Annotated in this window: 17 protein-coding genes; 10 read left to right on the forward strand and 7 right to left on the reverse strand. The window is 52.5% G+C overall.

All coding sequences use genetic code 11. The features are described 5' to 3' along the window. Positions 1 to 15 precede the first annotated feature (15 nt). Complete coding sequence (locus ACFR81_RS03075; protein ID WP_343876228.1) at positions 16 to 2058, forward strand: PTS mannitol transporter subunit IICBA; 2043 nt, start codon at positions 16 to 18, stop codon at positions 2056 to 2058. Further along, positions 2058 to 3212: a mannitol-1-phosphate 5-dehydrogenase gene (locus tag ACFR81_RS03080; protein ID WP_343876227.1), complete on the forward strand. Its 1155-nt coding sequence runs from the start codon at positions 2058 to 2060 to the stop codon at positions 3210 to 3212. The genes ACFR81_RS03075 and ACFR81_RS03080 overlap by 1 nt, the downstream gene beginning before the upstream one ends. Positions 3213 to 3366: 154 nt before the next feature. Here the strand turns inward: ACFR81_RS03080 and mscL are convergent, their stop codons facing one another. The 3 genes from mscL to coaA form a co-directional block, all read right to left on the reverse strand. Beyond that, positions 3367 to 3765, reverse strand: a complete 399-nt coding sequence (gene mscL / locus ACFR81_RS03085; RefSeq protein ID WP_343876226.1) for a large conductance mechanosensitive channel protein MscL — start codon at positions 3763 to 3765, stop codon at positions 3367 to 3369. A 178-nt stretch (positions 3766 to 3943) separates the two neighbouring features. After that, positions 3944 to 4156 carry a D-alanyl-D-alanine carboxypeptidase family protein gene (locus ACFR81_RS03090; protein ID WP_343876267.1) on the reverse strand — a complete coding sequence of 71 codons (213 nt, stop codon included), beginning with the start codon at positions 4154 to 4156 and terminating at the stop codon, positions 3944 to 3946. Positions 4157 to 4279: 123 nt separating this feature from the next. After that, the gene (coaA, locus tag ACFR81_RS03095; RefSeq protein ID WP_068169491.1) at positions 4280 to 5236 is read right to left on the reverse strand and encodes a type I pantothenate kinase; all 957 of its coding nucleotides are present in this window, start codon (positions 5234 to 5236) and stop codon (positions 4280 to 4282) included. Between the two features lie 149 nt (positions 5237 to 5385). On the opposite strand from coaA, the gene glmS reads away from it, so the two are divergent. From glmS to ACFR81_RS03110, 3 genes are all read left to right on the forward strand, one after another. Further along, a complete protein-coding gene (glmS, locus tag ACFR81_RS03100; RefSeq protein ID WP_343876266.1) occupies positions 5386 to 7269 on the forward strand; it encodes a glutamine--fructose-6-phosphate transaminase (isomerizing) in 1884 nt (627 codons plus the stop codon). 125 nt (positions 7270 to 7394) lie between these two features. Further along, positions 7395 to 7841, forward strand: a complete 447-nt coding sequence (locus ACFR81_RS03105; RefSeq protein WP_145175102.1) for a holo-ACP synthase — start codon at positions 7395 to 7397, stop codon at positions 7839 to 7841. Beyond that, positions 7838 to 9421, forward strand: a complete 1584-nt coding sequence (locus ACFR81_RS03110; protein ID WP_343876225.1) for an NAD(P)H-hydrate epimerase — start codon at positions 7838 to 7840, stop codon at positions 9419 to 9421. Before ACFR81_RS03105 ends, ACFR81_RS03110 begins: the two co-directional genes overlap by 4 nt. A gap of 73 nt (positions 9422 to 9494) precedes the next feature. Here the strand turns inward: ACFR81_RS03110 and ACFR81_RS03115 are convergent, their stop codons facing one another. From ACFR81_RS03115 to ACFR81_RS03125, 3 genes are all read right to left on the reverse strand, one after another. After that, a complete protein-coding gene (locus ACFR81_RS03115) occupies positions 9495 to 10970 on the reverse strand; it encodes a sugar transferase (RefSeq protein ID WP_186303180.1) in 1476 nt (491 codons plus the stop codon). Positions 10971 to 11245: 275 nt separating this feature from the next. Further along, complete coding sequence (locus tag ACFR81_RS03120) at positions 11246 to 12031, reverse strand: phosphatase (RefSeq protein WP_145175096.1); 786 nt, start codon at positions 12029 to 12031, stop codon at positions 11246 to 11248. A gap of 15 nt (positions 12032 to 12046) precedes the next feature. Continuing rightward, positions 12047 to 13303, reverse strand: coding sequence for a glycosyltransferase (locus tag ACFR81_RS03125; RefSeq protein WP_343876224.1), 1257 nt, complete (start codon positions 13301 to 13303; stop codon positions 12047 to 12049). 123 nt (positions 13304 to 13426) lie between these two features. Between ACFR81_RS03125 and alr the strand changes: the two genes are divergently transcribed. The 5 genes from alr to tsaD are packed head-to-tail and all read left to right on the forward strand — an operon-like array spanning position 13427 to position 17591. Beyond that, the gene (alr, locus tag ACFR81_RS03130) at positions 13427 to 14650 is read left to right on the forward strand and encodes an alanine racemase (protein WP_377148629.1); all 1224 of its coding nucleotides are present in this window, start codon (positions 13427 to 13429) and stop codon (positions 14648 to 14650) included. Between the two features lie 3 nt (positions 14651 to 14653). Continuing rightward, positions 14654 to 15262, forward strand: a complete 609-nt coding sequence (gene tsaE / locus ACFR81_RS03135; RefSeq protein WP_190618036.1) for a tRNA (adenosine(37)-N6)-threonylcarbamoyltransferase complex ATPase subunit type 1 TsaE — start codon at positions 14654 to 14656, stop codon at positions 15260 to 15262. A 27-nt stretch (positions 15263 to 15289) separates the two neighbouring features. Beyond that, the gene (gene tsaB, locus ACFR81_RS03140) at positions 15290 to 16000 is read left to right on the forward strand and encodes a tRNA (adenosine(37)-N6)-threonylcarbamoyltransferase complex dimerization subunit type 1 TsaB (RefSeq protein ID WP_145175093.1); all 711 of its coding nucleotides are present in this window, start codon (positions 15290 to 15292) and stop codon (positions 15998 to 16000) included. Between the two features lie 48 nt (positions 16001 to 16048). Continuing rightward, complete coding sequence (gene rimI / locus ACFR81_RS03145; protein WP_377148631.1) at positions 16049 to 16498, forward strand: ribosomal protein S18-alanine N-acetyltransferase; 450 nt, start codon at positions 16049 to 16051, stop codon at positions 16496 to 16498. Then, positions 16491 to 17591, forward strand: coding sequence for a tRNA (adenosine(37)-N6)-threonylcarbamoyltransferase complex transferase subunit TsaD (tsaD, locus tag ACFR81_RS03150; RefSeq protein ID WP_343876221.1), 1101 nt, complete (start codon positions 16491 to 16493; stop codon positions 17589 to 17591). The genes rimI and tsaD overlap by 8 nt, the downstream gene beginning before the upstream one ends. Here the strand turns inward: tsaD and ACFR81_RS03155 are convergent. Then, on the reverse strand, positions 17575 to 18732 hold the full coding sequence (locus ACFR81_RS03155) for a glutamate--cysteine ligase (protein WP_343876220.1): 1158 nt from the start codon (positions 18730 to 18732) through the stop codon (positions 17575 to 17577). The genes tsaD and ACFR81_RS03155 overlap by 17 nt on opposite strands. Positions 18733 to 18751 lie beyond the last annotated feature (19 nt).

Consider the following 18751-nt stretch of genomic DNA (forward strand, 5'->3'; position numbering starts at 1 on the left):
AAGTTAGGGGTTTCAATGACTGAAACCAACGTGGAGCGCACCTCTATTCGCGTTCGCGTACAAAAGCTGGGTACATTCCTCTCCAGCATGATTATGCCCAACATCGGTGCATTTATTGCCTGGGGCCTAATTACCGCACTCTTTATCCCTAAGGGCTTTTTCCCCAACGAGAAAATTTCGTCCATGGTCGACCCCATGGTCTTCTTCTTGCTCCCCATCCTGATTGCCTACACCGGCGGCAAGCTCATTTACGAACACCGCGGCGGTGTGGTTGGTGCAGCTGCAACTATGGGAGTCATCATGGGTACCTCTGCAGAGGTATTTGTCGGCGAAGATGGTGCAAAGTCGCCCATGTTCCTCGGCGCTATGATTATGGGCCCTCTGGCTGCATGGTGCATGAAGAAGCTTGACGGTCTGTGGGACGGCAAAATCCGCCCCGGTTTCGAGATGCTCGTTAATAACTTCTCAGCCGGTATCTTTGCCGCCGTTGCCGCAGTAGCTTCAATGTTCTTGCTGACTCCAGTGATGAACGTTATCCAGCATGCTGCCGGAGTTGCAGTGGGCTGGCTGGTTGACCATAACCTGTTGATGCTTACCTCTTTGCTGATTGAGCCTGCAAAGATTCTCTTCCTGAACAACGCTATCAACCACGGTGTTCTTACCCCGTTGGCAGCTCAGGAATCTCTGGAACACGGTAAGTCAATCCTTTACCTTCTGGAAGCTAATCCCGGCCCCGGTTTCGGTATCTTGTTGGCTTACATGTTCTTCGGTCGCGGATCTGCTCGGGCAACTGCCCCCGGTGCAGCGGTTATTCACTTCCTCGGTGGTATACACGAAATTTACTTCCCCTATGTTCTGATGAAGCCCCAGCTGATTGTTGCAGCTATCGCCGGTGGTATGTCCGGTATTGCCGTTGAATCCATTTTCAAGGTAGGTTTGGTCGGACCCGCAGCACCCGGCTCGATTATTGCCATTTCTGCAATGACCGCCCGTGATAGCTACCTGGGTATGGCACTGGGTGTTGGCGCTGCAACCCTCGTTTCATTCCTGGTTGCCGCTCTCATTCTTCGCTTCTCCAAGAAGGAAGATGAGGATCTTGAAGCAGCAGCAGAGAAGATGCAGGCGATGAAGGGCAAGAAGTCCTCGGTAGCCGGTGCATTTACTACTACCGGTAAGACCAACAAGCAGATCAACAAGATTGTTTTCGCTTGTGATGCTGGTATGGGCTCTTCTGCAATGGGTGCTTCGGTACTGCGCAACAAGATTAAGGACGCCGGTTTCGGCAACGACGTCACCGTCGTCAACTCTGCGATTAACAACCTCAAGGACGAATTCGACCTGCTCGTATCCCACCAGGATCTTGCCGATCGCGCAGCTCGCCCCACCCCCAGCGCCGTTCACGTAGCAGTAGATAACTTCATGAATTCACCTCGCTACGATGAGATTGTTGAAATGATTCGTGAACAGCGTACCGGCGGTTCCGCACCTACCGATGCGGCAACTACTGATGTAACTCGTGAAGAGGTCGTAGCATCGGGTGTTGCTGGTTCAGCAGCAGATGCAAATGTTGCACGAACCGGTTCTGCTGACTCCGTGGCAGAAACTGCACCTGTATCAGATAACCGATCTTCAAAGATTCTGACCGAAGACTCAATCGTTCTGGGCGCATCGGCAACCGGTCGCGACGACGCCATCGACCAGGCTGGACAGCTCTTGGTGAAGTCCGGATCAGTCGATAGCTCCTATGTGACTGCTATGCATGACCGAGAAGCGTCCGTCTCCACCTTCATGGGTAACGGACTTGCGATTCCTCACGGAACCAATGAAGCGAAGTCAGCGATTAACTCCTCCGCGATGAGTTTCACTCGCTACGACCAGCCCGTAGACTGGAACGGTAAGCCCGTGAAGTTCGTCATCGGCATTGCCGGTGCTGACGGTGAGCACCTCGAGCTTTTGCAGAAGGTCGCAAAGATCTTCAGCAACAAGTCCTCTGTAGCCCAGCTTGAAGAAGCTAAGACTGCTCAGGAAGTACTCGATATCTTCGGAAAGGTTAACTAATGAAGAAGGCTGTACATTTTGGTGCAGGCAATATCGGACGCGGTTTCGTGGGCGTATTGCTGAAGGAAGCCGGCTACGAGCTGGTCTTTTCAGACGTCAACGCAGAACTGATTGATTCCATCAATGCAGCGGATACTTATACCGTTCATGAAGTAGGTAATGAATCTAAGGACATCGAAATCTCAGGTTTCTCGGGCATCAACTCTGCTCAGAACCCCGAGGCGCTGACCGAAGCAATTGCGACTGCTGACGTCGTCACCACCGCTGTTGGGCCCACCGTGTTGAAGTTCGTAGCGGCAAACATTGCCGATGGCTTACGCCAACGAGCAGAGAACGGTACCAGCAAAAAAGTTGCAGTCATGGCGTGCGAAAATGCCATTAACGCAACCGATGGTTTGGCAGATGAAGTGCGCTCGCACTTCGCCGAGGCTGATGAGTACGCCGTCTTCGCTAACACCGCGGTAGACCGTATTGTTCCTAACCAGGCGCCCGGACAAGGTCTTGACGTTACCGTTGAGAACTACTACGAGTGGGCTATTGAAACTGGACCCTTCGAAGGTAAACCACTGGATATCCCCGGTGCTACCTGGGTAGACGATCTTGCCCCTTACATCACCCGCAAGCTCTTCACCGTGAATACCGGGCACGCTACCACCGCGTACTTCGGCTACGAAGCGGGAATTTCTAAGCTTTCCGATGCGTTGGAGAAGCCGGAAATTCACGAAAAGGTTGCCGCAGCTCTGGCAGAGACGAAGGATCTTGTAGTCCGCAAGTTCGGGTTTGAACCTGAAGTCCAGCAGGCTTACGTCGATAAGATTCTGACTCGTTTTGCTAACCCGTATCTTCCCGACACCACTGAGCGTGTAGGACGTGCGCCGTTGCGCAAGGCTAGCCGCAACGAACGATTCATCGGCCCTGCAGCAGAACTTGCCGAGATGGGGCGCCCGGTAAGCGGACTCCTGGCCGCTGTTGAGGCTTTGCTGAAGTTCGATGTTCAGGAAGATCCTGAAGCTGTGGAACTCCAGAGTAAGCTCGCTGCTGTCAAGGATGGTTCAGCGGACCTGCCAGCAGTGGTTACTGAACTAACCGGCATCGAGAGTTCCCACCCCCTCTTTGAAGATTTGCAGGTTACTTTCAAGCGAGCACTCGCCTAAGTACCTTCATCTTTGCAGAGTAATAAGGCGCTCGCTTTCGGCCAGGAGAAACACTGACCGGAGGCGGGCGCTTTCTTGTATCTCGGGCTGATAGAGAAACAAAAATGCCCCGCATCGTATGATGCGGGGCATTTTTATTTTGACTCAAAAGAAATTAGACGCGGGGGTCACCCTTAGGTGCTGAGATAGCGTCGCGAATTTCTTTGAGGAGAACCAACTGGGGATCTTCAGCTTCGTCAGCAAGATCCTCAGTGCCAAGCTTTGCAGCGCGGCGTTCGTTCATCTTGTTGATGGGCATGACGATGCAGAAGTACAGAGCTGCTGCAACGATAAGGAAGTTGACGACTGCGGTCAAGAAGACGCCGACCTTGACGTCGCCAAAAGCCAACCAGCTATCGAAGTTGGGAGCCTGGAAAATCATTGCAATTGCAGGCATAAGTACACTCTCAACAAGTGCGTTAACAACGGTAGTGAAAGCGCCGCCAATGATAAGACCTACTGCAAGGTCAATGACGTTTCCACGGGTAATAAAATCTTTAAATCCACTAAGCATGAGTTCAAGAATAATCTTGCCTAGACAGATCGGGAATAATTTATCGAAAATATTTACCGGGAAAGTAAGTGTGATTTCTCACGGCGAACATATGGGGGCCTTTAGCTCCAATTTTAGAGGCGCTGAGAATTAATTGTTCGTACATCTAACTGAGATACTGTGGTGCAGGTTCGAATCCTCACCATTCTTCCAAGCTTGCGGCGTCGGCGTTCTGATAGCGCTGTGCTTCCCTTTCCCCAATATAACGGTAATGCCAGGACTCAATCCAATACCTCGTTATCTCATGTTTCCCATAGGGGAAGCGGAGGATGAAACCAAAGCGATGTGCGTTCTTCGCTAACCACTGCGCTTCAGGTGAATCGGCAAAACATACCGTACTGTGCCTACAGATGTTAAGTCCTCAGGCATCCAATTTTGAGGCTTTAGAGGGTGGGCTTTATTGACCAACACAGAGATTGACGCGGGGGAGCCCAGCTACAGCACATGGCGACGGGGAAGATTCATCGCTAACCTCTTAGTTCTTACGGAGCAGGACGCGTGAAATAGTATGATCTGCGCTTTTGGAGAGAATAAGGGTAGCTCGACCTCGAGTGGGGCGCACATTTTCAATCAGATTTGGCTCATTAATCGATTTCCAAATGGAATGAGCCAAATCTTTCGCAGCGTCGTCGTCCAAATCCGCATACTTATTGAAGTGTGAGTGGGGATTTTGGAATGCCGAGTCCCGCAATGAAAGAAAACGTTCGATGTACCAGCGTTCGATGTCGGAAGTCCGCGCGTCCACATAGATAGAGAAATCAAAAAAATCGCTGAGGGAAAGCGCCGCCTTATCGTTTGCACCCGTCTTCGCCGGTGCCAAAACATTTAGCCCTTCAACAATCAGGACGTCCGGAGCAGTAACCTCGATACACTCATCGGGCAAAATATCGTAGTAGAGATGCGAATACTTCGGTGCAGTAACCACAGGTGCTCCAGATTTAATCTCCGAAACAAACCGTAAGAGCGCGCGTCGATTATATGACTCAGGAAACCCCTTACGATCCATGATTCCCCGTCGCTCTAGCTCAGCATTGGGATAAAGAAAACCGTCGGTAGTAACGAGTTGTACACGAGGGGTGGATGGCCAGCGGCGCAAAAGTGCTTGCAGAATACGAGCTGTGGTTGACTTCCCGGCAGCCACCGAACCAGCGACTCCAATAATAAATGGAACACGGCGCTGGGAAACCCCAAGGAAATCATTAGTCATATGGTTGAGAGAGCTGGTGGCATTCACATAGAGATTCAGCAGCCGAGAAAGGGGCAAATAAACTTGCCGAACTTCCTCAACATTCATTGTTTCCCCTAAACCACGAAGGTCTTCAATCTCCTCTTGGGTGAGAGGAACCTGAATTTCTGAAGCGAGTCGAGCCCATGTAGTTCGATCAAGCTCGGTGTACGGGGAGAACTTTGGCAATAATGAAGCGGCGCTCATTGTCAATATCTTAGTTATACGAATGCCCGCAACCTAATCTTTAGAGCTTAAAAGACTTGAAGGATGAGATAAACGCAATAGATAACCGAAGAGTGGACAACACGAGTGTTTACCAGTACATACACCTGCTCTCAGGTATTATTACCCACATGTGTGGAATTGTTGGATATGTAGGTCTGGGTCATACCCTAGACGGTAAAGAATTCGGTCATGGTGCATACGATGTGCTCCTGGAAGGTCTCCGCCGCCAGGAATACCGTGGTTATGACTCCGCTGGTGTAGCAGTCATTGGTGACGAAGGTATTGAGTACCGCAAAAAAGCGGGTAAGCTGGTCAACCTTGCCAATGAAGTAGAAGCTCACCCTCTCTCAGAATCAAACATCGGAATTGGACACACCCGCTGGGCAACCCACGGCGGACCTACCGATGCAAACGCTCACCCCCATGTGGTCGACGGCGGCAAAATGGCTGTTGTGCACAACGGCATTATCGAAAACTTCGCAGAGCTCCGCACCGAACTTCTCGCTGAAGGTGTGGAATTCAAGTCAGAAACTGACACTGAAATCGCAGCAAACCTCATTGCAAGCATTTACAACAAGCTTGAGGACAAAAACCTGACCGAGGCTCTTCGCCTCGCTTCGAATCGTCTTGAAGGTGCCTTCACCATCTTGGCTATTCACGCAGATCACAAAGATGAAGTAGTGGCAACCCGCCGCAACTCACCTTTGGTTATCGGTCTGGGCGAAAACGAAAACTTCCTTGGTTCTGATGTTTCCGGTTTCATCGACTACACCAAGAGCGCAGTTGAAATGGGCCAGGATCAGATCGTTACCATTACCGCTACCTCCTACAGCATTATCGACTTCGAAGGTAACGCTGCAGAAGGCAAGCCCTACGCTATCGAGTGGGACGCAGCAGCTGCTGAAAAGGGCGGCTTTGACTCCTTCATGGAGAAAGAAATTCACGAACAGCCCGCGGCTGTGCGCGATACCCTGATGGGGCGTTTCGATGAAAAGGGTAACCTGACTCTTGACGAGCTCAAGATCGATGACTCGATTCTGCGCTCCATCGATAAGATCATCGTGGTAGCTTGCGGTACCGCTGCCTATGCAGGTCAGGTTGCACGCTACGCTATCGAGCACTGGTGCCGTATCCCCACCGAAGTTGAGCTCGCACATGAGTTCCGCTACCGGGATCCCATTGTGAACGAGAAGACCCTGGTTGTTTCCCTTTCTCAGTCCGGTGAGACCATGGACACTCTGATGGCTGTGCGCCATGCACAGGAACAGGGCGCCAAGGTTGTTTCCATCTGCAACACCACCGGCTCCACCCTGCCTCGTGAATCAGACGCTGCTCTGTACACCCACGCAGGTCCTGAGATTGCTGTTGCCTCCACTAAGGCATTTCTGTCCCAGATCGCCGCAGCTTACTTGCTTGGTCTCTACCTCGCACAGTTGCGCGGCAACATGTACAAGGACGAAATCCAGAGCGTTCTGAAAGAACTGCAGGCTATGCCTGAGAAAATTCAGGCAATCCTGGACAACGAACAGCAGATCAAGGATCTGGGCATTGAGATGAAGGACTCCGATTCGGTGCTCTTCCTCGGCCGCCACGTTGGCTTCCCCGTAGCGCTAGAAGGCGCTTTGAAGCTCAAGGAAATCGCTTACATCCATGCTGAAGGATTCGCCGCTGGCGAGCTCAAACACGGTCCGATCGCTCTGGTCGAAGAGGGTCAGCCCATCTTCGTGGTTGTTCCTTCACCTCGCGGTCGCGATTCCTTGCACTCCAAGGTCGTATCGAACATTCAGGAAGTCCGCGCCCGTGGTGCAGTAACCATTGCGATTGCAGAAGAAGGCGACTCCGCAGTGGAGCCTTACTCCAACCACATTATCCGTTACCCCCAGTGCCCCACTTTGCTGCAGCCTCTGCTGGCTACCGTGCCTTTGCAGATTTTCGCTTGCGCACTCTCCGGTGCTAAGGGTCTGGATGTTGATCAGCCTCGTAACCTTGCAAAATCAGTGACTGTTGAGTAAACAGACTACTCACTAGCTTGAGCTAAGGTGAAGTGAAAAGGGACGCAACCTGCCAGGGGGCGTCCCTTTTTCGTGCCCTGATAGCGCAGGTGTCTAAACTGGATACAGAAGAAAGGACCGCCGCAATGATTATAGGTACGGGCATCGACGTAGTAAACCTTGACCGGTTTGCCTCCATTATTGAGAGAAATCCTGCGCTGATAGAGCGCGTATTTGTGCCGGCAGAAAGAGGAAAAACGCTCCGATCATTGGCGGCTCGTTTTGCGGCTAAGGAGGCAATCGCTAAGGCGTTGCGTGCACCGAGTGGCATGGTATGGCAGCATTGCTGGATTGAAAATACTGACGACGGCGCGCCCTTCGTAGTTACTACGGGCACGGTTGCGGATCGCGCAGCATCCTTAGGTATTAATCGCTGGCATCTGACTATTACTCACGATGACCCTGTTGCAATTGCCTCTGTGGTTGCCGAACATCTCACACTAGAAGAACAAGAAATTTTACTCCGGATTGACGCTGAGGGGGCTCACCAGCTCATATCAGTGGAACCTGCCGTGGAAGGAGAAAGCCGATGATTTCTGCCTATTCAGGAAGTACTATTCGTGCTATTGAAGAGCCGGTGGTCAGCGCACCGGACTACGACGGTTATCTGATGCAACGCGCAGCCCTGGCGTTGAGTAGCTCCCTTGAAAACTATCTGGGCGCGAAGAACAAAGTGCTGTTGCTGGCGGGGAAGGGTAATAACGGTGCTGATGCTCTGTTTGCCGGCGCATCTCTAGCTCAAGGAGGAACCGCTGTAGATGCTCTCCTTACCGAGGGTTCCGCCGTCGAACATGCCTTAGATGCTTTCCTCGAAGCCGGGGGAGAAGTCCTGGCAGGGCTGCCCGAGTCGTTGGACGACTACGCCGTAGTGGTTGATGCAATTCTGGGAACTGGGTCCCGAGGGGGATTACGGAACACTTCCCAGCAGGTAGTGCAGAGTTTGAGGGAAATTCAGCTACGTGGGGAGCTACCGGCGGTCGTTGCCTGTGATCTTCCCTCCGGTATAGACGCCGATTCAGGGGAAGTATTTGAACCGGTTCTGCGGGCGCAACGCACCGTGACTTTCATTGCAGCTAAGACCCCTTTCCTCACTTCAGCCGAAACTCTCTGCGGGGAAATGGTGGTTGCTGATTTAGGAATTTCTGATTTGTTGAGGGAGACAACAGCTGACGCGGTTCGCTATTGCGATGCTGAACTGGTCGGTTGTTTGCCCCAACCCGGAGCATTTGACCATAAATACACGCGCGGAGTTTTGGGGATGATTTGCGGAAGCGAAGAGTATCCCGGAGCCGCTTTAATGAGCACCCAAGCCGCCGTCCATACGGGACCCGGTATGGTTCGTTTCGTAGGAACAGACCGCCTCAACTATCAAATCCAGCTCAATACACCTGAAGCTGTGTGTAGCCAGCAGAAGCCGGAGGAACTTCACGTACAAGCATGGGCGGCGGGATCAGGGGCTAATCCCGAATATCGACAGCAGGACCTCCTACATGCTATCCAGGCGAAAGAGGCAGCAGTTTTGGACGCCGCCGCTGTCGAAGTAGCTGGCCGCTGGGTGGCGATGGAAGCAATCCTGGGTAGCCATAAAATTCTTACTCCACATGCCGGCGAATTGGAAGGTTTTCTGCAGTGGATACAAGTACTCGATGCCCAGCGGTGGGAAGAGAAGATGGGGGAAGAAAAAGCTCCCTCCCGCGCAGACATAGAAGCGCATCCAGTTTTCTGGGCGCGACGAGCAGCTGTGCTGAGCGGAGCAACAGTGCTGTTGAAAGGGGCAACTACTCTGATTGCGTCCCCCAGCGGAAAAGTTATCAGTGTTGCTCCAGGAACTCCCTGGCTAGCCACTGCAGGTAGCGGAGATACGCTATGCGGGATTCTCGGTGCCCTGCTGGCTCAATATGAAGCGTCTCTTGAACAAGAAAATTCAACCATGCCAGCATCGGGAGAAGAGAAGCCTGAACCTGAAAATTATGCACGGATTGCAGCCTGTGCCGTTCGAATCCATCATCTAGCAGCGGACGTCGTCCACCAGGGCGGCCTGCAGGGACCTGTGCCGCCGTCTCAGGTTGTCCGACATATTCCGCAGGCCGTGGCTACTTTCTTAGCTTCCTAGGTGCTTTCAAGCGCAAAAATGCCGGTTGCTTCTTCACAGAAGTAACCGGCATTTTCTTCTCATCCCTACATGCTTAGTAAGCGCCTTCCTGGGCGAATACAGCGCGAACTGTGCGGAAGAGAATGACCATATCGCCAATAACGGACCAGTTCTCCACATAGTAGAGATCCAAGCGAATGGACTCTTCCCACGAAAGATCAGAACGGCCAGAAACCTGCCACAAACCGGTAATACCGGGCTTTACCAACAGACGGCGATAAGCATCTTCCTCATACTGCTCTACTTCAGATTCCAGAGGTGGGCGAGGACCTACCAACGACATATCGCCAATGAGTACGTTCCATAGCTGGGGGAGTTCATCGATTGAATATTTACGAATGAACTTACCAATTTTGGTAATGCGAGGATCGTCAGCCATCTTGAAGAGAATGCCGTTACCCTCGTTCTGCGACATCAGTTCTTTTTTCAGCTCTTCAGCGTTAGTTACCATCGAACGGAACTTCACCATGTGGAAAGGACGACCGCGGTAACCTACACGTTGCTGCAGGAAGAAGATCGGTCCTCCGTCAGACTTCACAATCAAAGCTACAACCAGCAAAAGCGGGGAAAGAAGAATAAGACCGAAAGATGCCGCGACGATGTCAATTGTGCGCTTGACCAGAGCAGAGAAACCCTCCATGCGCGGGGTCGAAACGTGAATGAGTGGAACACCATTGAGCGGCTGAGTGCGAATACGCGGACCGGCAATGTCAGTCATTGCGGGGGCAACGATCAGTTTGACGTGGCCAGCTGCCAGGTCCCAGCCCAAAGACCGAAGCTCTTTAGGGGTAAGACGGTGACCCGAAGAAACAGCAACCGCATGAATATTGTGAGCGCGGCAGGCTTCGAGAATCTCCTGGGAATTGGTGCTGTACCCCAACACAGGTACGTCGTACCCAGCAACGGTAGTGCCGGCTTCAAAACCGGGAAGATAGAAAGCGACCGGGTTAAGACCGGACTGCTTAGCACCATGCAAAGTGTCATAGAGGTGAGCGCCGGAAATTTCGTCGGAAACCACCATAACGCGAGTAAGCGCACGTCCCTTGTTACGCCAGTGCACTAGATAGCGGCGTAGGCACCACCGCGTAATGAGCAAAAGTGCAAGACCCAAGGGGTAGGCAATCAGAATGTAGGCACGGGCAAAGTCAATAGTCGTGACGTACGAGAAAATTGCTACCGCACAGAAGAAATACGTGGTTGCTTTGATAACTAGGCGGTATTCGTCGTTGCCTTGACCTAGATAGCGAATATTTCGTGAGTTAGCAATCTCCAAGGAAATGAACCACAAAATGCCAATGATGATTCCGGTTGCGCTGTAATCCAAAGTTGCTTCGGCACGACCGAGTACGTTGGCATCACGCCAACCAAAACTCACCACGTGTGCGACGATGATAGTAATTGCTATTGCGAGAAAATCACCGATATTAAGAGCGGCAACGATTTTAGGTTGCCACGTGCGCGTGTCGCGAGTTTCTGCCCAGCGCTCTTCGATGATGGATTCGTTCTCCACCTAGTTAATCCCCTTTTTATTTGCCCTCTGCCTCTATGAGGATACTTTTCGTCAATGCGACGAAAAGACCCTATTACCTCATAGAGTTCTATTCTAAACTTCATATTTCTATATCAGTATCAAAAATAATATGCGTGTTATATGCTCAGTCGGTCTTGCAACACCGACTGTTCCCTAAACCGGGGACAAAATACCCTCTCACTAGGGTATAAGTATCCTGCTATTTAGGGGGGTAAACGTGGGCAAGATGATAGAAAAAAGATAGAGGATGCCTCTTACCCCAGCAAACCTGCCTTAGTTAAGATAAATTCGGTTACCGGCTGGTAAAGATGAGGATTTACATTATCGTCCATAGGAACCGCTACCAAAAGTTGCCCCTGCTCAGCCGAAACAAATAGACCGGGATCGTTACAATCTGCAATGCCGATTGTGGCTAGCCCAGCGCTAGCAGCATACCCAGCCAGACCATGATCAGCAATCACCAGATCAGGTTCGGTTCCCCGTTCTCTGAGCTGACGGAGAGAAAGCTCCATCGGACCGGGAAAATGCGTGTGCTGTAGGTTGCCATACTGTTCAAACATCACTACATCAAGAATCTGCCGAATTTCGCCGTCGAGAAATTTATCTCCCTCTTGAATCTGCAAAATTTCTGCCCCAGCACTCTCGGCGTAGCGCGCTAGCTCGCAGTAGATGGGGAAAAGTCCGGCAGGGTGGCCGGTTCCGAATAGTAATTTTTGCTGGTTACCGACCGCACGTCCGAAGATTTCTGAATACTCATAGAGCGCCTCAATGCATTTTTCCGCGCTGATTGAATCTTGACCTTCGAGGAAAGAGGCCTCATTCTTTGTTCCCACCCGCCGCGCCATCAACTCGAAAATATCTTCATAGGTCCAGTTCCTGGTCCACTTCACACCAAATTTCAGGTGCTCGTTGCCCTCCACGAATCCGTGCATGTGGCTGATGTTGTTTTCGCGTGTGGTTGCTATATCTCCGCAAATACGGGCCTGATTCAGATAATCTGCAAATTCTTGGTCAGTGAGCGTAAATTTTTTGAGTTTCATGGAAGCTCCTAGTCTTTAGCGGTCAGTAAAGGACGGTTTTGAAAGGGAAGAATAAAGTTCAAAGAGATGTTCTGCGGTGAGCTCCCACGTCTTGCGAGCAGCTCGTTGTGCGGCAAAAGCCCCAAGATTCTGGCGTAATTGGGGGTGGCGCACAAGGTGTTCTATAGCCTGTGCCCAGTCCGCAGGGGTCCGGCTGGCAACCAATACACCTGAGCGTTGGTGCTCAACGGCAGCCGCAAGACCATCTGCATCGGTAGCAATGACCGGGGTTCCGCAAGCCTGAGCCTCTAAAGCGACCAGCCCAAATGTCTCCGACGACGAGGGACACGCCACTATATCTGCCCTTCTGAACTGCTGGGCAAGATCGCGGGAAGAAACCGGAGGAATAAGTTCTACCTGCTGTTCTAACCCGAGCTCCTGGGCGCGTGCCAGAAGCCGCTCCTCAAAGTCGGTGTTCGAGCGCCCTATGACCGTAAGGTTCACCGCCAGGTCTGCAGGGAGTAAAGCCAGGGCTTCCACCAGAATTTGCGGCCCCTTCAGGGGCTGAGGACGACCAGCAAAAACAAGATGCGCGGAAGTGGCAGAGCCCGCATGCTCAGCTTGTTCACCGGTAGTCGGCTTAAAAATACCGGTATCTACGCCGGGCTCAATAATCGAAATCTTGGCAGGATCCGCCGCATAGAAGCGAACCATCTGCTCTTTCTCTACCGCGGTATTGACCACCAGTGCCGCACACTTCTCGACAATTTCCTGTTCAGCACGGCGTCGTTCGGCCGGCTCATGCGGCTCGCCGGCGCCTGCCCGCGCGTTCTTAGCTGCGGCGGTAGTGTGCATGGTATGAACCACCGGGATATCCTCGCCATACTGCAATGCCACCAAACCTGAGAGCCAATAGTGAGAATGAATGATGTCGGGGGAGCGGCGGGACTTTTGCTGAACTCGGCGCGCAAATTCATCGATGAAACCAGGGAGCTCGGACTTCTTAGCACCGAACGCTTCTTCAATCTCAATCATATGGACGACTGCGCGCTCGGAGACCTGCTGGCAGGAGCGTTTCAAACGTTGCGGCGCCAGAGTAAAAATTTCAACGGAGAGCTGAGGAAATTCTGCCAGAAGTGCTCGTAGCGAACGGTCAATATACACATTCATTCCACCGGCGTCGCCCTCACCGGGTTGAGCTAGAGGGGAAGTATGCATCGAAATGATGTGAAGGTGCACACCGTTCTCCGAGGTTTGTACCTTGCACTCATCTGCAGTAAATATCTCATTCACAGCTCTAACTCTAGGACACACTCAGATGCTGCTCAAAGATTAAAGAAAGGTGCGCTTAACCGGGATAATACGCAAGGGCGTAAGATTTAGAAAGCAATGACCCTCTACGTTCAGGAGAAACGCATGTCTGCCACGCCATCTTTTACACCCGTGCTTGCGCCTGGTGCTCCCGAGCGCATGGCTGTCATTGACCTGAACGCTGTACGCCACAACGTGAGACACCTCAAGACTGAGATAGGGGAGCGTACCCTCATTGCCGTGGTGAAAGCTGATGCCTACGGACACGGCGCTATAGAAGTAGGACGAGCGGCGCTAGAAGCGGGAGCAGATATGTTGGGCGTTGCCCACATCCGTGAAGGTTTGTCCCTACGTCGTGCTGGAATCGACGCCCCGCTACTGGCCTGGATGCACACTCTCAACTCTGATTTTTCCCGGGCGCTGACAGGAAATATTGAGCTGGGGGTCTCGGGTTGGGATTTGGACGCCGTCGCCGAGACTGCGCAAAAAGTAGGAACCCGCGCCGTCGTGCATATAAAAGTTGATACTGGCTTGGGGAGAAATGGCTGCACCCTCGCTGATCTGCCCGCTTTGCTGCACCGAGCTCGTGAGTATGAAGAGCAAAATCTCGTGACCGTACGAGGTGTCTTTACCCATCTGGCAGTAGCCGACGAACCTGCCCGTACCGAGACTCTCACTCAGCTGGAAGCTTTCAACGCTGCTGTCAATCATGTACGCCAGGCAGGGCTGAACCCCGAACTTTTCCATATAGCTAATACACCCGGCACGCTGATGCACGGGCAGGAAGCAATTCCTGAAGAACTCCTGGGTAACGCGGTTCGAGTAGGTTTGGGTGTCTATGGACTATCGCCCATCTCCTCACATGATCCTGAAGATTTTGAGCTTCAACCGGTCATGACCTTTCAAACCTTTATCAACTCCGTCAAAGAAGTACCTGCCGGACAAGGTGTTTCTTATGGGTTGAGCTATCGCACCGAAACCCCCACCACCCTTGCACTGGTGCCTGTGGGGTACGCCGACGGGGTTCCGCGCGTCGCTTCCAACGCCTCCGTGCGCATCTACCCTGCCGGTGCACAAGCCCAGACTTATCAGGTGGTAGGTCGAATTGCTATGGACCAAATGGTCATTGACTTAGGTAAACCCGGACTATCTGACCCCGAATTTGGGTACCTAGGTGCGCCCGTCGTCCTCTTTGGCAACGGAGAAAATCCGTCGGTGACCGAATGGGCAGAGGCTGCAGGTACTATCAACTACGAAATCGTCACACGCATATCCTCTCGTGTGGACCGCGTATTTATTGGCGAATCGACATCAACCAGCGAGAGCTAACAAATGACTGCACTTTCGAAAATTGATATTGCATTACAAGGCCCTGAACATACCCGATCGGTAGCACTAGCCTTAGCGCCGCTCCTGCAACCGGGTGATTTGCTTATTCTCACGGGAGAACTAGGGGCAGGAAAAACTACTTTCACTCGCTCTCTGGGGGAGGGGCTTGGCGTCCGAGAAGGTGTCATCTCACCCACCTTCGTTCTCTCACGAGTGCATCCCAATCTCCCCGACGGTCCTCGCCCCGGTGGCCCCGATTTAGTACACGTCGATGCTTACCGCTTGAGCTCCGCCGAAGAAATCGACGACCTCGACCTCGAATACTCAATGGATCAGTCCGTTACCGTTATTGAGTGGGGCAGAGACAAAGTGGAGCATCTGGCGGAATCACGATTAGATCTTGAACTCACCCGCGTAACAGGTGCAGATATCGAAGCTGGTTTAGAATTCGTTGCCACCGAAGAACACGATCCCTGGGAAGAAAACGAGGAAGCTGAAGAAGATGCTCCCGAGCCGCGTTCCCTGAGAATCCTCGCCTCCGGCCCCCGCTGGGAAGGCACAGCATGGAGCGAACTATCTCAGGCGCTTGAGAGCGCGCCCCTCACTGCATAACCACCACTGGAAGTTGATACAAATACCGTGCTTGTACTTGCTTTAGATTCCTCGGCAACCGCCTCTGTAGCACTCGCAAAGATCCACCAGGACAGCGGAGAAGTCGAGATGCTCGCTCACCGCCGTACCTCAGATACTCGTTCACATGCTGAAGTCATGGCTCGCTTTGTAGAAGAGACCCTTCACGATGCCGCAGTTGACCCCTTTTCGATAGATGTCATTGTATGCGGCACCGGGCCCGGACCTTTCACCGGATTACGCGCAGGTATCGTCACCGCCCGTACTGTGGGATTTGCCTGGGACAAGCCGGTGCTGGGGCTGATGAGCCTCTATGCACTTGCAGAGTACGTGTTTGAAGACGCGCGACGGGCGGGAAAAGACAGCTTCGTGATTGTAACTGACGCGCGACGCCGCGAAGTTTATTCCGCGAAATTCTTATTGGAGAACAAGGGGTACACCTTGGTTTCTGGACCCTGCGTGGGACCGGCAGAGGAAGTTCCCGACGTCGCCGCATACGGCAAAGGTGCTGGGCTCTACTCCGATGTGATGAAGACCGTGGAGGGTTTCGAAAACCATCAGCCTGACGCCGAATATCTGCTGAAAGCCGCTTCTCGGCTGGGACTAGAGAACCTCTCCGAGGACACTTCAGCACTTTATCTCAGGGATTCTGACGCCAAAGTTCCTGCTGCCCGCAAAAAAGCAAGTATTTCTGCCGTTACCGTGCCGGGTGAAAAATAAATGCTGCATTCCGAACTGCCTGCCGTGGCTCACGCAATAATGCGTGAAATGACCCTTCACGATGTAGAAGCTGTGCATACCGCAGAGCTCTCCCTTTTCCCCGCCGATGCCTGGCCGCTGGAAATGTTTCTTGCAGAGATTCAGCACCCTACTCGTGCCTATGTCGTCATTGAAAGAGAGGGCGAAATCGTAGGTTATGCCGGTGCTATGTGCATAGCAGATACCGCCGATATTCAGACCATTGCGGTTCTGCCGCAGTATGAAGGGCAAGGGTACGGCAGGGCTATGTTGGATTTCTTACATCGTGAATCAGCGCAACGAGGCGCTCAGCGTATTCTCTTAGAAGTTCGAGCGGATAACCTGCGGGCTCAAAATCTCTATCATCTGAACGGATACCGGCAGATACACTGCCGCGCCGGGTACTATAACGACGGCGTAGACGCCCTCATCATGGAAAAATCTCTGACACTCAATTCACCGGGAGCAACGCATGACTAAAGAACCTCTAGTGCTAGGGATTGAATCATCCTGCGACGAAACGGGTATTGGCATTGTGCGAGGTAATACTTTGCTCACCAATGCCGTGTCATCTTCGATGGATGAACACGTGCGGTTTGGGGGAGTTATCCCGGAGATAGCATCTCGTGCTCACCTGGATGCTTTTGTTCCTGCTCTGCAGAGTGCGTTGCGGGAAGCCGATGTCACGCTCGATGAGATTGATGCCATTGCAGTGACGGCAGGGCCAGGGCTTTCTGGTGCTCTTATGGTGGGTGTCTCTGCCGCCAAAGCTTTATCCGTTGCTACGGGCAAACCGCTCTATGGTATCAATCACCTGGTAGCGCACGTCGGCGTGGGATTACTGGAAGACTCTGGAATCGAAGGTCACGGTGCTGAACTGCTCGACCAGCTCCCCCGCGAAGGACTTGGAGCGCTCTTAGTTTCAGGCGGTCACACCGAGATTCTGGCGGTTCGAGACATTACCTCGGATGTTGAACTCTTAGGGGCAACCCTGGACGACGCCGCCGGCGAAGCGTACGACAAAGTCGCGCGTTTGCTAGGTCTCAACTATCCAGGTGGCCCCGCCATCGATAACGCGGCACGAGCTGGTCACCGAAAAGCGTTTAACTTTCCCCGCGGATTATCCGCGCGCAAGTTCATGGGCACCGCCGAAAATCCCGGTCCCCACCGCTATGATTTCTCTTTCTCAGGCCTCAAAACAGCTGTAGCACGAGTAGTCGAAGGCTTCGAAGCAAGAGGAGAGGAAATCCCCGTTGCAGATATCGCGGCGTCCTTCCAGGAATCCGTCGTGGACGTCATTACTCAAAAAGCAATGCTTGCCTGCCAAGAAAAAGGCATCAAAACGTTGCTTCTAGGCGGGGGAGTAGCGGCAAATTCCCGCCTGCGCCAGCTCGCTGCCGATCGCTGCGCAGAACACGGAATTACCCTGATTATTCCCAAACTTTCGCTGTGCACCGATAACGGGGCTATGGTCGCCGCTTTGGGCGCACGACTGGTGGCAGAAGGTAGAGAGCCTTCTGGAATCGCTTTTGAAACCGATTCTTCGCTACCGGTGACTACCGTTCTGATCTAAAGTACGGAGACTTTGTCTGCTCCACGAGATAGCGCACGACGGCGGTCAAATCGTTACCGCTCTCCTGCGCTATCTTGCGTTGCTGGGTTGCACTGCCGCCGTCCTGAATCATCCGTTCAATCTGCGCTAGATCATCTGAGCAATCTAAATCGCGGGCAATAGGTTCAAAGATATTAAGCAGACGCTCAATATCTTCGGTCACTAGCAACTCGTTATTGTCGTTGTCTTGGATAATAATCGCATCCAAGCCGTAGCGAGCGGCGCGCCATTTATTTTCCTGCATATGCCAGGGTTTTAGCGGCGCTAAAATTTTTCCCGCTTCATAATCGCGTGAGAGCGATTCCACCAGGCACTGATCAAACGCTACAAGCCCGGAAATATCGTTGAGCGAAGACAAACCATCGCAAACGCGCATTTCAACAGTGCCGTAATGAGCTACCGGGCGGATATCCCAGCGGTTCTCGCTAGGATCATCAATCACACCGGTCACCATCAAATCTTTCAAAAAGACTTCGTAATCTTCCCAACTCTCAAACGAGAAGGGCAGACCTGCGGTGGGCAGCTGCTGGAACATGAGCGCACGCTGGCTCGCATAACCGGTATCGAAGCCCTCCCAGAACGGAGAGGACGCCGAAAGCGCCAGCAGATGCGGATAGAAATTACTCAAACCATTCAATACAGGCAATGCCTTGGCTTTACTATCAATACCGGTATGAACGTGCACACCGTAAATCATCATCTGCCTACCCCAGTACTGGGTGCGATCCAGCATCTTCTGGTAGCGATCTTTATTGGCGATAGGTTGGTCAATAGAACGAGAAAAGGGATGAGTACCCGCCGAAAAAATTTCAATACCCAACTGGTCGGTGGCGACCATGAGTTGTTCTTTTGCTTTCTCTAACTGGTGGACCGCTTCGGCAACATTGGCGGAAACGCCGGTAACGAGCTCCACCGTATTATCTAAAAATTCACCGGTAATATGCGGGCCGGTGGAAGCATCTAGCAGTTCAGGAGAAAGTTCCTCTATCAAATCGAATACTTCTTGCGCTCGGGAGGTGAGCTCCATGCTCTTGCTATCGACGAGCGCTAATTCCCACTCAACACCGAGGGTTGATTGAGCCGATTTGGCGAATGAAATCACGGAGGTTCTCCTGAACGAT

Source organism: Rothia amarae (assembly GCF_042677725.1).
GTDB classification, from domain to species: Bacteria; Actinomycetota; Actinomycetes; order Actinomycetales; family Micrococcaceae; genus Rothia; species Rothia amarae.